This is a genomic window from Bradyrhizobium sp. UFLA05-109 (assembly GCF_054185165.1).
This window is the reverse complement of the sequence record NZ_JBBIAR010000070.1, coordinates 33,743-47,470: the sequence shown is the minus strand read 5'-3', so window position 1 is coordinate 47,470 and position 13,728 is coordinate 33,743. Positions and strand designations below refer to the sequence as shown.

Genomic DNA, 13,728 nt, shown 5'->3' with positions numbered 1-13,728 from the left:
GATCTGGACGGCAACGAAGCCACCGACGGTCAGGCCGAGGATGAAGCGAAACATATCGGACGGCGTGTCGTACGCCGACCACAGGGTTTCGTTCTGGGGTGCCGCAACACGGACGGTGATCGCAATCACCACCAGGAGAAAGAGCGTCCGCAGAAAAAGACCGAGGAACCGCATACGTGCCATCCAGCGCCGAACCGAATCTTACCACGAGCCGGCCGGGGAAGCCATCATGCCGCAGCGCCGAACAGTGCCGCTTCTTTCAACTGAAAGCTCGCCATGAGACACGGAATCACCCCTGCTGTCGCCCTTGCACTGGCGTTCCTCTCCACCGGCGCGGCCGGCGCCGCGACGTCATCGCACTGTCATGCGGAGGTTCTCTCCTCCGAAGAGCTCCCCTATGCACTGCCCGGCTATTGGCTGCTCAAGGCCACGGTGCGCGTGACTTATCCGCACGGCCCGACGGTCGTCTCAACCTTCGCCAGGAATACGCCCTGGCAGACCGTCGTTCGCCGGGGTGACACGTTCTGGTTCGATTGCGAGCGCCTTCGGGATGCATGGGCCGTCTCGCTGACGCCGCCCCAATAGCCGCAGTGCCCTAGGAGCCTTTATGGCAAATCTGTTTCTCGGCCTCGTTCAAGTCGCCCTGCTCGCAGCAGCCGGCCCTGCTGTCGATCGCAGCGATCGGCCTCCGGTCGCCAAGGTGCGGATGGTGTGCGACCAAAACTGCGACTGCTGGCGAACCCGCTATCAGGAGCACCGGTCGCTCCTGGCCGATCGCGCCGACCTCGCATGTCCGCCGCCGGCAACTGGTCGCCCCGTGGTCGGCTATTACAACGGCCATTACCGCACGGGACCTGCCACGGGATTTGGATTCGACAGCCGCACTCCCGTCCGGGGATTCGCATTCCCGTTCTGACGACAACGCCCGGCCTCGCGTCTGCGATCACTCGCGTGCAGGCGGAAGCGACGCGGCTCTCTGTTCATGGCGCTCGGCGGCGGCTGGCCGGCACAATGCACAACGCCGTCTGGCGCGAATGTGTGTTTGCAGACCGGCCTGGCCCTGCCATGAAGTTCAGCGAGAGCACGTTGTCGCCTCGCTGAGGCGGTAGCAAAGATCCGGGTGCTGGATACGTGGGTGGCGCACTGGTCTGTTCCACGAACAAACCTGCGGCAAGACCAGGAATGGCTGAAGGGAGCACGCATGCACCTCCTCAAGTTCACGCTCGCATCCGCATTCTGCTTGATGGCGACGCTCGTCCAGGCGGCCGGTTTTCGTCTGATCACGGTGCCAGCCGAGGCCGGCTTTCCGGAGATCCGAGCAGCCGTGTGGTCTCCTTGCCTGGAAAAGGCGGGCGAGGTGAAATTCCGCACGACCACTCTGCCTGCAACACAGGACTGTGTTGTATCCGGCGAAGAGCTGCCATTGATCGTGATCTCGCATGGCTACGGCGGATCTTTCGTCGGCCACCATGACACCGCCGAGGCACTCGCCGATGGCGGGTTCGTCGTTGTCGCGCTCAACCATCCGGTCGACGCAGGAGGCGGCGATATGAGCCGTGCGGACACGCTCGCCGCATGGACGGAGCGTCCGGCCGATATCACGAGAGTGATCGATTACATGCTCACCGCATGGCCTGATCATTCGAAACTCGATCGTCAAAATATCGGTTTCTTTGGCTTCTCGAGAGGCGGTTACACGGGCCTGGTCGTCGCAGGCGGCAATCCCGATCTCCGAAAAGCTGTCGCATTTTGTCCCGAGGGTTCTCCGAAACCGAGCTGCGCAGAACTGCGACGAAACGAGATTCCGACACAAGCATTCGGGCATGACCAGCGCGTAAAGGCCCTTGTCATAGCCGATCCGGCTTTCGGTCCATTGTTCGATCCGGATGGATTAAAGAGCGTGAAAATCCCAACTCAACTTTGGGCGTCGGAGCTGAGTGGAGAAGACAGGACCGGCGGCGAAGTCACGCCGGCCTATGTTTCAGCGATTGATCGCGACCTGCCGGTCAAACCCGATTACCATCTTGTGCCGGGCGCCGGTCACTACGCATTCCTTCCACCTTGCGCGCCGGATTTGGCGAAGAGACTTCCCAATATATGCACCGACCGCCCCGGCTTCGACCGGGTCGCCTTTCATACGGAGTTCAACGCCGCCGTGCTGGCCTTCCTCCGAAAGGCATTTGGCAAGAGCTGATCAGCCCCTGAGGGGGCCGGGTTTCGGCCTGCTCGTAGGATGGGTAGAGCGGAGCGAAACCCATCGCGCAGCCGGACCCAGACGACGCTCGTAGTCGTCCATTTGAGCTTCCTGGGAGAGATGATGGGTTTCGCTCCCTCAACCCGTCCTACACCTGACTGCTATTCAACAGCACGCCTCCATTCACCTCGACACGAAACAGAACCAGGTGCAAAGGTGGATCATCGCGCTCGGAAACGGGCTGGATATTCGGCAAACCACAGGGATCGATGGACCATGGGCGACACTGCTCTGACGGTTTTCAGGGAGATTGCCGAAACCGATTTCGATGACATGGCCGATGCCCTGATCGAAATGCAAGCTCATTATCGCGCCCGCTGCCCCGCGCGGGAATCGATCATTGACGGGTTGAGGACGAGGCCCGCGGGATCGCGAATTCTGCTTGCTTATGAGAACGACGGGATTGCCGGGTTTGCATGCTTTAGCGCCATCTATCCTGGGCCCGGTTTGACATCAGGCTTTTTCTTGAAAGAGCTCTACGTTCGTCACGAACGACGCAGGAGCGGATTAGGGAAACGGCTTGTGGCGCAACTGGCCACAATGGCTCGGCAAGAGGGCCACGCTCGCATCGATTGGACTGTCGATGCGGATGATCCAGGACTTCAACGGTTCTACGAGATGCTCGGCGGGCGGGCGCTCCAGGAGAAACGGTTCTTCCGCCTGGCCGGCGCAAAGCTGACGGAGCTGGCTGGAACGTAAGTACGGATGGGTCGAGCAACTGTCCGCCGTAGTGAGCGAAGGCGGACGCGAAACCCATCGCGCGGTCGAAGGCATGGCACACATTCGGCTTACATTCTCGTCGCCAGCGCCTATTGTCTAGGTTCAGGGCTGCCACGATCAGAAGCCCCTGAAGGACTGGTAGATTGCGCTACCACTTTGAGGACTTCGTGCTCGACACCGACCGGCGCGAGTTGCGTCGCGGGACGGAAATGATCTCCGTTGCGCCGCAGGTATTCGACCTCCTCGAATATCTGATCCGCAACAGGGAGCGCGTGGTCGGCAAGGACGATTTAATCAATGCCATTTGGAACGGCCGCGTCGTATCGGATGCAGCCCTGACGACCCGTCTCAATGTCGCTCGAAGCGTTGTTGGCGATTCCGGCGAGGAGCAGCGCCTCATCAAAACCCTACCACGCAAGGGCTTCCGCTTCCTCGGGCCAGTGCTGGAAGTCCCCGGACCCATCGCATTTCCCGACGATCGCGTAGATCCGTCCAAATCAGTCCCCGCGCTTCCGGACAGACCCTCGATAGCGGTATTGCCGTTCCAAAACATGAGCGGTGATCCCGATCAGGACTATTTTGCTGACGGCATGGTGGACGAAATCACCACTGCGCTGTCACGGTTCAAATTTCTCTTCGTGATCGCACGCAATTCCAGTTTTGCCTACAAGGGCAAAGCCGTCGACATCAAGCAGGTCGGGCGCGAACTCGGTGTGCGATACGTGCTAGAGGGCAGCGTGCGCAAGGCAGCGGGAAAAGTCCGCATCATTGGCCGACTGATCGATGCCGCGACGGGGATGTACCTTTGGGCTGATCGCTTTGAGGGTGACCTGACCGATATATTCGCTCTCCAGGATCGCATGACCGAGAGTGTCGTCTCGGCCGTTGCACCCAAAATGTTTCAAATTGAAATCGGTTTGGCGGCACGTCGGCCGAACGACCTGAGTGCCTACGACCTCTGCCTTCGAGCGGTACCGCATCTGAACTCGCGCACCCCCGAAGGAGCAGCCGAGGCGCTTCGGCTTGCTTCTCGCGCATTGGAGATTGACCCGGGGTACGGCTTTGCTGCGACCCTTGCGGGCACCTGCCACTTCGTAAATGTTGCAGAGGAATGGGCGGCCGATCCGAAGTCGCAAGCTGCGGCGATTGCGGAAGGATTTCGGCTGCTCCGGTTGGCAATTCGCATTGACGAGAACGACTGTGAGGCGTTGAGCGCACTTAGCCGCGCAACGTCGATGTGGACTTCCGATTTCGATACCGCCAAAGACCTGGCCGACCGCGCGGTTTCTGCCAACCCTAATGCGGCCGACGCATGGGTCCATCGAGGTTGGACTTACCTCACAGCGGGGCGGCCTGAAGAGGCGATCAGGAGCTTTGAGCGTGCGATTCGATTGAGTCCATTTGACCGGCTACTCGTTTCAAATCTGGTCGGGATCGGCTGTGCATTGATCGACCTCGGTCGTTTCGATGAGGCAGTCGCGTCCGCCAGGAAGGCTCTACAAAGGGACAAGACTTACGGGGCGGCCCATCGCTGCCTTGCGGCTGCGCTCACGCACCTTGGGCAGGATATGGAAGCCAAGAAGACGGCGACCCGACTTCTCGAGATCGAACCTGAATTCCGGATATCGAAACTGATGGCGCGTGGTCAACGGAGTCGGATGATCATCGAGGGGCTGCGCAAGGCCGGACTTCCGGAGTGAACCCCTCAGCCACTGCGCCTTCGGCAAGCAACGCCTTCGTGCGCCGCAGATCCGGTACGATGGTCTTCCCGTCAAAGCTAGTGTCGAGTGGGGTCAACAAGGCGTGCGCTTCCGGCATCTTGCCCTGATTGCACCATAGCCCGGCAAGGGCATTCGAGGCGCGCAATTGCCAAAGCCGCGCTCCCTGCCGTGCGGCAACAGCTATCGCCTTTTCGTAGCAGATTTCTGCGGCTGCTGGAGAGCCGCCTCCACCGACCAGCAAATCGCCCTTTAACCGATGAAGCTCGGCCTCGTACCAGCGTCCGCTCGTTCCAGCTACGGTCAGCAACGTCTGATCAACGAGCTTCATGGCATCGGCGACCTGTGCTGATTTCGCGAGGGCCTGGGCCAGGAGATAGCGGGCGAACTGCACCCAGATCAGCGCACCAGTCGCTTCCAGCGCCCTCACGCTCTTGCGAAGCTCAGGAAGGCCCTCTTCCACATCTCCGAGATGACAACTTGCCCAGCCTCGCAGCATTCGGCCGCCAGCCAACCAAAGCGGAAAAGCATACTCGGAGGCCAGCACGACCGTTCGTTCGGCAATCGGATAACCTGCCTCAGGGTCGCCACGTAGCACATGCGCTCCCGCCAGAAAAGCGAGCGCATTACAGAGGCTATGCGGATGCCGCTGCTGCTCGGCGAGTCGCACCGCGTTTTGGCCAAATGCCAGGCCCCGATCGATGTCCCCGAGCAGCGTAGACGCAAGCGTCAAATAGGTTTGCGAGACAATCGGGGTGAGCGGTGCGTGATGCGTCTCATCGTACAATCCGAGCGAGTCCACCAGGTGGTCACGCGCAGCGGCCAGTTCGCCGATCAGAAACAGCGCCTGGCCGAGAGCACGATGCCCGATCAGCTTGGGCATCGGATTGTCCTGCTGCTGGGCTCTCGCCAATAACTCCTCTGCCAATGTCCGAGACTGCTCGAAGTCGCCTCGCGTGACATGGAAGGCAATGATCCCATTGAGTACCGCAAATCTCTGATCGGAATTCTTGGCAGTGCTGCACAGGTCAAGCGCCCGTTTGTAGGCCTCAACGGTCTCCGTGGCGGCAAACCCCTTTGAAGCCGCGAAGGCGTTTCCCAGCGACAGCTGCAATTGCAACTCGAGATTATCGCGCTCCATGTCCGAGGGAAACTCGGTCAGCCGCTTGAGAGCCAATTGAAGGTGGGTACTGGCTTCGACAAAAGCAGATCGGGCGCTGGCTTGCCGAGCAGCCCTTGTCCAATAATCGATCGCTAGTTTGGCTCTGCCAGCTTCGGCATAGTGCTGTGCAACGATTTCAGGAGCAGCATGAGCATCTTTCGGGAAGTCTCTGCATAGGATGTCCGCGATTCTTCCGTGAAGCTTTCGGCGTTGGTCGTTGAGTATGCTCGCATAGGCTTCGTCTCGAAGGAGTGCGTGCTTGAAGGAGAAGCTCTGATCGCTCAGGTGACCGGTTCGGAACACCAGACCGGATGCCAGCAACCGATCGACGGCTGCCTGAACATCGCTTTCCGAGAACGGGGCCGTCGCCTTCAGCAGCTCAAGGGAAAAGTCACGACCGATCACGGATGCGATCTGAGCGACGGTTTTCGCTGGTGCGAGCAGGTCCAAACGAGCCATTAGCGAGTCATGCAATGTTTCTGGCACCAGCAGCATGGAATGTGCACCAGAACGTTCCTCGCGCGATCCAATGCCTCCGCTTTCGAGGACTGCCTTCGTGATTTCCTCGACAAAGAGTGGCACGCCATCCGTCTTGACCAGAATTTGATCGATTGCAGTCCGCGGCAAGTCTTTGCCCTTGGTCAGAGATTGGAGCATCGAAGTCACCTGCTGCCGATCCAATCGATTGACCGTCAACGAGGTCACGTGCGGTTGTTCGGCCCAAGGCAGAGTAAGATCCGGACGATGCAGCAGGACGACCAACATCCGCCAATTCTTGACGTTGTCGCGGATGCGCCGAAGCAGCTCCAGGGAGGTTGGATCTGCCCAATGTACGTCCTCGAATACGAGAACAACCGGTTGCTGCTCGGCACTGGCCTGCAGCAGAGCGAGGAGAGCGCTGAAGGTTTGGCCCTTTAGCTGCTCGGGCGTCAGCTCTCGCTGAAGGTCACGATCTCCTATCGGAATTGACAGCAACGCGGCTAACGGCGGAACGATTGATTTGGCTTGCTCTGTCGTCCGGCGTACCAGGTCCTCCAACTTGTTCAATCGAACCGCAGGCGAGATATCGCGAGTCATATCGGCGGCATGCTCCAGGTAATGAATGACTGGATGTAGCGCGCTGCTCGTATGATACGACGAGCACTGAAATTGCAGGAAACCGTATCTCTCTTCGGCCAGTCGGTGTCGCAGGGCCAGGACGAGCCGAGACTTGCCTATTCCAGGCTCGCCGGAAATCAGGACCATCTGGCCTTTGCCCTGCTTCGCCTTGCTGTACTGCTTGTGCAACAGGCGCACTTCATCCTGCCGACCGATCAGGGGCGTCAAATGCGATGAAGTGCGCGCCTCAAAGCGACTCGATAGCGAACCTGACGCGACGACCCGCCACACACGAACCGGTCGCTCAAATCCCTTAAAATTGTGATCACCAAGGTCGGCAAATTCAAACAGCCCGCCGAGCAGGAGCCGAGTGCGCGGAGCGATCAATATCTGGCTGGGCTCGGCCAAGGCTTGCAAGCGCGACGCCAGGTTTGGCGCATCGCCGACGAGCGCGAATTCGCGCGAAGGCCCCTCCCCGATCAGATCACCGACAACCACGAGGCCACTTGCAATACCGATCCGGACCTCGAGCTTTCCGGCGATCGGTATGGCTACGGCTGGAACTGACTGAACGATCTCCAAAGCCGCCTTCACCGCACGTTCGGCATCATCCTCGTGGGCCGATGGAAAGCCGAAATAGGCGAGAACTCCGTCGCCCATAAGACGTGCTATATGCCCGTCATAGCGACGAATGGCGTCACCACAACAGCGCTGGAAGTCAAAAAGGATCTTACGCGTCTCCTCGGGATCGAGCTGCCCAGACAACGAAGTCGAACCTACGAGATCACAAAAGAGCACAGTGAGGTGGCGCCTCTCGGCACTCTGGGCTGCCGCCGGCGTCGACCTGGGATCAACAGGTCGGTTGGAGACCTGCAACGTCTCGCAACGAGCCTGTAGTGCCTTGATGAGCCTTTTCCGGTGCCCCAGAGAAACGCCGAGTTTTTCCAACTCGCTTTCGGTCAGATCCGGCAGGATTTCCCAATCAACGTCATTCCTGGCAAACAGCTCGAAATATTGAGCCAGTCCAATCTCTTCCAGCCAGTGCTGCAGATCGGTCATCTTGGCACACAACCCGAACGCTTCAGGCGGCCACGCCAAGATTCGCCGACCGGGCACGGCGAGACTGCGCGATTATCCTGCGCACGGATGTTCCCGTAGGCAAGCTAAAACTTCTGTTGCGATCGCAGGTACCAGCGTACGGATTGTTCAAAGTCTTCTCGACTAGGACATCACTGGTATGTCGAACATTCGGTGAGACACTCCTAGCCCCATCACTCAAATCCATCGCCTAACGGTGGGCCCTGGACGACGATGGTAGCAGTGCCCTTGATCACTTCGGGAGGGATGATGGGTTTCGCTGCGCTCTACCCATCCGACAGTCCAACTAGCGGTCGAATGTGCTTTATCAATTGCGTTAGAAACTCATCGGGACGATCCAACGGAATAAAATGGTCGGCGCCCTCGAACAGCACGAATTCCTTTTGTGGCGCCTTCATTCGTTGAAAGTATGAGTAGACAGGCTCAACCGGCGTATTGAAGTCTTCTGTACCTTCGAAAAAGAACAGTGGAATCGAAAAATCAGTGCCTAGAGACCACAGGTCGCTCCGAAGCATTGGCCCGTTCCTCCCGCGCAGTTGCGTCGCTGAAAACGAAATTCCTCTTCGCCAATAGTACCAATCGAGCAGCGAAAAATCCGGCATGAAAGGCGGCGGGATCGGGCTGACGAGCTGGAATGCTTCGATCGAAGGAAGGGGGAGCAGTTTTTCCCACTTTTGCATGATGGCGTGCTTGCTTGGATCCCAACCTGGGGACGGGGAAATAGATGCTAGCTCCGCCAACGCCACTCCATTGTTTGCGGCCTGCGCGAGTGCCTTTAGATGAGTAACGGTGAGTTCGAACTGCTTTTCGAAGGTTTGCTTGCCGACGACTTGCCCGGTGCCAACAAACGCATAAAACAGGTCCGGGCGTTGCTTGACAATATGGATGCCGAGAAACGAGCCCCATGAATGCCCGATCAAGACAATCCTGTCCTTATGAAGATGCGCTCGAAGATACTCCGCCACTTCGACGCCGTCCTGCGTCATTTGCGCCAAGGTCATGGTCGGCGCAATCGATTCGCCGGTCATTCGTAAGGTACGTCCGGCGCCACGCTGGTCCCATTGAACGACCGTGAAATATTTTTCCCACGGCTGCCAGCTCGACGAGATCGGAATGGTCGATGCACCTGGGCCACCGTGAACAAAGAGGATAACAGGGTTGCCGCGATCTTCGCCGCGTATCTGAATCCATTGATCGATGCCGCCGATCTTGACGTACATTCCCTCCTGGATTCCGTTTGGAGATTGAATCGCGAGGACACGTGCGCTGATGTTCTGGCGATAAGCGCGAAATCCAAGTCCCGAACCTGCCAGAACCACCAGGATGGTCACTGCAAGCAAGCCGGCCTTGGCGATCCTCGGAATCCAACGTTTCATCGACGCGCTGCCCTTGGCAATAAGCCGCTAAGCACACAGAGAGTTCGACATGTCTGCCGACGATACGCGCTGAAGACATTACCGCAGGAAAGGCCCTGACCAGTCCATCATCGTGCTGAATCGCATATCGCGTCAATGCCTGATGATGGGTTTCGCTTCGCTCGACCATCCTACAGTTCTGACGATTGGAGCCGCGCCGCGACGGGCGTCAGGCAGTGCCCTCCCAATGCAAAAACCCGGCCTCGCCTTGCGAGACCGGTTTTCGCTGCTTGACGAATGATCGAGCCGCAACCGTGGGCGTGATCAGCCTTGCGAGCGACGCGCCATGAAGATGTCGTAGCCGACTTCGGCGACCTGGAACCAGGCGTAGCCGTCGTTCGAGAACTTGGTCAGGGACTCGTACACCTTCTTGAAATTGGGATTGGTCGCGCTGACCTCGGCATGCAGCTCCTTCGCCGCCTTGAAGCAGGCGTCCATGATCGGCGGCGGGAAGGCGTGCAGCTTGGCGCCGTTCGCAAGCAGCTTGCGCAGCGCCATCGGATTGGCCTGGTCGTAGCGCGACATCATGTAGTTGTTGGCGTAGTGGCCGGCCTGCTCCAGAACGCTCTGATAGTACTTCGGCAGCGCATTCCATTTGTCGAGGTTGACGAAGGCGAGCAGCATCGGACCGCCTTCCCACCAGCCCGGATAGTAGTAGTGCGGCGCGATCTTGTAGATGCCGAGCTTCTCGTCGTCGTAGGGACCGACCCATTCGGCGGCGTCGATGGTCCCCTTCTCCAGCGCCGGATAGATATCGCCGCCGGCAAGCTGCTGCGGCACCACGCCGAGCTTCTGGAGCACGCGGCCGGCAAAACCGCCGATGCGGAATTTCATGCCCTCGAGGTCGCCGAGCGTGTTGACCTCTCTCCTGAACCAGCCGCCCATCTGGCAGCCGGTATTGCCCGCAAGCAGCGAGATCACGTTGTAGCTCTTGTAGAACTCGTTGAGCACTTCACGGCCGCCGCCCAGCATGTACCAGGCCTGGTTGATGCGCATGTTGGGGCCGAACGGCACCGACGAGCCGAAGGTGAAGGTCGGGTCCTTGCCGAAGTAATAGTAGGACGCGGTGTGGCCGATCTCGCAGGTCGCGTTCTGCACGGCGTCGAGCACTTGCAGGCCCGGCACGATCTCGCCGGCGGCGAAGATCTGGATCTGGAATTTGTTGTCGGTCGCCTCCGCGACCATCTTGCACATCATCTCGGCGCCGCCATAGAGCGTATCGAGCGATTTCGGCCAACTCGTCGGCATGCGCCATTTGATCTCCGGCATCGATTGCGCGATAGCGGGAGCAGCGAGAGTGGCGGCGCCTGCGGCGCCAAGTCCGGTGACTTTGATGAAGTCTCTTCTTTTCATGATTTCCTACCCTGATGGTGGTGACTGCGCGCGCCTTCTTGACGAGGCGTTTGCGGCGAGCATGGAACAACCCGGTACCGATTTCCATCCCGACGAAGGTCAAGGCATGCAAAAAGCCCGGCCTCGCGAGGCCGGGCTTTCCGGTCATTACAGGGCTTACCTAAAAAGGGCTTGCACGATCGTTCCGTCCGGCATGCCACAGTGTACGTGAGCGGAGAGAGGTTGACGCGCCCCCTCTCTTGCAGATAATCGAAGCTGTCGAGGTTCTCCGGGTCCCGCTTGACCCGGAGCTAAGAGGGAAGCCGGTGCGCTTTCAGTCTATTTGGACTGATGCAATGCCGGCGCTGCCCCCGCAACTGTAAGCGGCGAGCCCGTATCCAATCGTGTCACTGAGGCGAAAGCCTCGGGAAGGCCCGGATGCAGGCGACGACCCGCGAGCCAGGAGACCTGCCCCGACAGCATAATCGTCCACGGGCGGGGTGTCCCGGTGGTACGCCAAGCAGCTGCCGCAATCGCGGCACTCCTGCCAGCGTCCGCCATGGCCTTTTGCCCCCACCACAATGGGGTTAAAGCTATGACTTCTCTTTCACTTCCAGTCGCAACACTCGGCACGCCCCGCATCGGGCCACGCCGCGAACTCAAGCTCGCGCTCGAAGGCTTCTGGGCCGGCAAGATCAGCGAGCAACAGCTTCTCGAAACCGCAGCCGGCCTGCGCGCTGCCAATTGGGCACGCCAGAAATCGCTCGGCGCAACCATCATCCCCTCGAACGATTTCTCGCTCTACGACCAGGTGCTCGACACCAGCGTCATGGTCGGGGCAATCCCCGATGCCTACGACTGGAAGGGCGGCCTGGTCTCGCTCAAGACCTATTTCGCGATGGCACGCGGATCACAGGGCGACACACACGACGCGAGTTGCGGTCACGCCCATCATGGCCATGGCGCGACAGCACAGGAAATGACCAAGTGGTTTGACACCAACTATCACTACATGGTTCCGGAGTTTCACAAGGGTCAGACTTTCAAGCTCTCCTCGCGTAAGGCGATCGAGGAATATGACGAGGCAAAGTCGCTCGGCTATCAGACGCGCCCGGTATTGGTTGGCCCGGTCACCTTCCTGAAGCTCGGCAAGAGCCACGATGCAGCCTTCGATCCGGTCTCGCTGCTCGATGGCCTGCTGCCAGTCTATGTCGAGGTTCTCCAGGAGTTGGCGAAGCGTGGCGCCGAATGGGTCCAGATCGATGAACCCTGCCTGGTGCTCGACCTCAGTGGCACCGAGCGGAACGCGCTTCAGCGCGCCTATGCGCGCTTCGCCAAGGACGTGCCCGGCATCAAGATCATGCTCGCCACCTATTTCGGCGCGATCGGCGACAACCTCGCGACCGCCCTGTCGCTCCCGGTCGCCGGCCTGCACGTCGATCTCGTCCGCGCTCCACAGCAGCTGAGCCAGATAGAATCCGCTGCCCGCGCCGATCTCGTGATTTCGCTCGGCGTCATCGACGGCCGCAACGTCTGGCGCTCCAACCTGTCAGCACTGGTCGAGCGGTACAAGCCTGCCATCGGCAAGCTCGGCAATGATCGCGTGCAGATCGCGCCCTCATGCTCACTGCTGCATACGCCGATCGATCTCGAACTCGAGACCGGTCTCGATCCGGACGTGAAGAGCTGGCTGGCCTTCTCCGTGCAGAAGATCGCCGAGCTCTCCACGCTGGCGAGGGCACTGGCGGGCGACGCGAGCGTGGCAGACGCCCTCACCGTCTCAGACAAGGCCGCGAAGGCCCGCCAGACCTCCCCGAAAATCCATGATGCTGCGGTTGCCAAGCGTATGGCCGCGATCGACGATGCCATGCGCCGTCGCACCAGCGTCTTCGCACATCGCGCGGAAATCCAGCGCAAGCGTTTCGACCTGCCAGCCTTCCCGACGACGACGATCGGCTCGTTCCCGCAAACCACCGACGTTCGCAACGCCCGCGCGGCCCATGCCAAGGGCAAGCTGACCGACGCGCAGTATGAGCAGTTCCTCAAGGAGGAGACGGCCCGTACCGTACGGTGGCAAGAGGAGATCGGGCTCGACGTGCTGGTCCATGGCGAGTTCGAGCGCAACGACATGGTGCAGTATTTCGGCGAGCAGCTGTCTGGCTTCGTGTTCACCCAATATGCCTGGGTGCAGTCCTATGGCTCGCGCTACGTTCGTCCGCCGATCCTGTTTGGCGACGTCTCGCGCCCAAAGCCGATGACGGTTGAATGGTGGCGCTACGCCCAATCGCTGACCAAGAAGCCGATGAAGGCGATGCTCACCGGGCCGGTGACGATCCTGAACTGGTCATTCGTCCGGGATGACATTCCGCGCAGCGAAGCCTGCCGCCAGATCGGGCTCGCGATCCGCGACGAGGTCACCGACCTCGAAAAGGCCGGGGCGACCATGATTCAGATCGACGAAGCCGCTCTGCGCGAGGGTCTGCCACTGCGTCACTCCGAGTGGAAGACTTATCTCGACTGGGCCGTGGAAAGCTTCCGCATCTGTTCGACCGGCGTTGCCGATGCTACGCAGATCCACACCCACATGTGCTATTCGGAGTTCAACGCCATCATCGACGCGATTGCAGCGATGGACGCCGACGTCATCTCGATCGAGACATCGCGTTCGAAGATGGAGTTGCTCGATGCGTTCACCGGCTTCAAGTATCCGAACGACATCGGTCCTGGCGTCTATGACATCCACTCGCCGCGCGTCCCCGAGACCAGCGAGATGAGGGATCTCATCACGATGGCCCGGAAGCGGCTCTCGGACTCGCAACTCTGGATCAATCCGGATTGCGGCCTGAAGACCCGCAAATGGGAGGAAGTCCGCCCCGCGCTCGTCAACATGGTCGCCGCCGCGCGCGAACTGCGCAAGGCGTCCTGATTCTG

Annotated in this window: 10 protein-coding genes and 1 riboswitch; of the genes, 7 read left to right on the top strand and 3 right to left on the bottom strand. The window is 59.8% G+C overall.

Going from position 1 to position 13,728, the window contains the following annotated elements; all coding sequences use genetic code 11:
• Positions 1 to 276: 276 nt before the first annotated feature.
• From Q3C01_RS36240 to Q3C01_RS36220, 5 genes are all read left to right on the top strand, one after another.
• The gene (locus Q3C01_RS36240) at positions 277 to 585 is read left to right on the top strand and encodes a hypothetical protein (RefSeq protein WP_458150069.1); all 309 of its coding nucleotides are present in this window, start codon (positions 277 to 279) and stop codon (positions 583 to 585) included.
• A 22-nt stretch (positions 586 to 607) separates the two neighbouring features.
• The gene (locus Q3C01_RS36235) at positions 608 to 916 is read left to right on the top strand and encodes a hypothetical protein (protein ID WP_458150067.1); all 309 of its coding nucleotides are present in this window, start codon (positions 608 to 610) and stop codon (positions 914 to 916) included.
• A gap of 285 nt (positions 917 to 1,201) precedes the next feature.
• Positions 1,202 to 2,194, top strand: coding sequence for an alpha/beta hydrolase family protein (locus Q3C01_RS36230; RefSeq protein ID WP_458150066.1), 993 nt, complete (start codon positions 1,202 to 1,204; stop codon positions 2,192 to 2,194).
• Positions 2,195 to 2,470: 276 nt separating this feature from the next.
• Positions 2,471 to 2,953: a GNAT family N-acetyltransferase gene (locus Q3C01_RS36225; RefSeq protein ID WP_458150065.1), complete on the top strand. Its 483-nt coding sequence runs from the start codon at positions 2,471 to 2,473 to the stop codon at positions 2,951 to 2,953.
• A gap of 188 nt (positions 2,954 to 3,141) precedes the next feature.
• A complete protein-coding gene (locus Q3C01_RS36220; protein WP_458150064.1) occupies positions 3,142 to 4,674 on the top strand; it encodes a winged helix-turn-helix domain-containing tetratricopeptide repeat protein in 1,533 nt (510 codons plus the stop codon).
• Here the strand turns inward: Q3C01_RS36220 and Q3C01_RS36215 are convergent.
• The 3 genes from Q3C01_RS36215 to Q3C01_RS36205 form a co-directional block, all read right to left on the bottom strand.
• Complete coding sequence (locus Q3C01_RS36215; RefSeq protein WP_458150063.1) at positions 4,637 to 8,011, bottom strand: AAA family ATPase; 3,375 nt, start codon at positions 8,009 to 8,011, stop codon at positions 4,637 to 4,639. The two genes, Q3C01_RS36220 and Q3C01_RS36215, sit on opposite strands and share 38 nt — an antisense overlap.
• Before the next feature lie 305 nt (positions 8,012 to 8,316).
• A complete protein-coding gene (locus Q3C01_RS36210; RefSeq protein ID WP_458150062.1) occupies positions 8,317 to 9,426 on the bottom strand; it encodes an alpha/beta fold hydrolase in 1,110 nt (369 codons plus the stop codon).
• Positions 9,427 to 9,729: 303 nt separating this feature from the next.
• Entirely contained in the window at positions 9,730 to 10,818 is a 1,089-nt protein-coding gene (locus Q3C01_RS36205; protein ID WP_458150061.1) for a TRAP transporter substrate-binding protein, read from the bottom strand.
• Between Q3C01_RS36205 and Q3C01_RS36200 the strand changes: the two genes are divergently transcribed.
• Both Q3C01_RS36200 and metE read left to right on the top strand, forming a co-directional pair.
• Positions 10,799 to 11,029 (top strand): hypothetical protein, encoded by a 231-nt coding sequence (locus Q3C01_RS36200; protein ID WP_458150060.1) that lies wholly within the window; start codon positions 10,799 to 10,801, stop codon positions 11,027 to 11,029. The genes Q3C01_RS36205 and Q3C01_RS36200 overlap by 20 nt on opposite strands.
• A gap of 33 nt (positions 11,030 to 11,062) precedes the next feature.
• Positions 11,063 to 11,287: riboswitch (cobalamin riboswitch) on the top strand.
• A gap of 105 nt (positions 11,288 to 11,392) precedes the next feature.
• Positions 11,393 to 13,723: a 5-methyltetrahydropteroyltriglutamate--homocysteine S-methyltransferase gene (metE, locus tag Q3C01_RS36195; protein WP_458150059.1), complete on the top strand. Its 2,331-nt coding sequence runs from the start codon at positions 11,393 to 11,395 to the stop codon at positions 13,721 to 13,723.
• Positions 13,724 to 13,728 lie beyond the last annotated feature (5 nt).

Excerpts from the sequence above, each read along its gene's own strand:
- Q3C01_RS36240 (WP_458150069.1), top strand. The coding sequence starts at position 277 with ATGAGACACGGAATCACCCCTGCTGTCGCCCTTGCACTGGCGTTCCTC.
- Q3C01_RS36235 (WP_458150067.1), top strand. The coding sequence starts at position 608 with ATGGCAAATCTGTTTCTCGGCCTCGTTCAAGTCGCCCTGCTCGCAGCA.
- Q3C01_RS36230 (WP_458150066.1), top strand. The coding sequence starts at position 1,202 with ATGCACCTCCTCAAGTTCACGCTCGCATCCGCATTCTGCTTGATGGCG.
- Q3C01_RS36225 (WP_458150065.1), top strand. The coding sequence starts at position 2,471 with ATGGGCGACACTGCTCTGACGGTTTTCAGGGAGATTGCCGAAACCGAT.
- Q3C01_RS36215 (WP_458150063.1), bottom strand. The coding sequence starts at position 8,011 with ATGACCGATCTGCAGCACTGGCTGGAAGAGATTGGACTGGCTCAATAT.
- Q3C01_RS36210 (WP_458150062.1), bottom strand. The coding sequence starts at position 9,426 with ATGAAACGTTGGATTCCGAGGATCGCCAAGGCCGGCTTGCTTGCAGTG.
- Q3C01_RS36200 (WP_458150060.1), top strand. The coding sequence starts at position 10,799 with ATGAAGTCTCTTCTTTTCATGATTTCCTACCCTGATGGTGGTGACTGC.
- Q3C01_RS36205 (WP_458150061.1), bottom strand. The coding sequence starts at position 10,818 with ATGAAAAGAAGAGACTTCATCAAAGTCACCGGACTTGGCGCCGCAGGC.
- metE (WP_458150059.1), top strand. The coding sequence starts at position 11,393 with ATGACTTCTCTTTCACTTCCAGTCGCAACACTCGGCACGCCCCGCATC.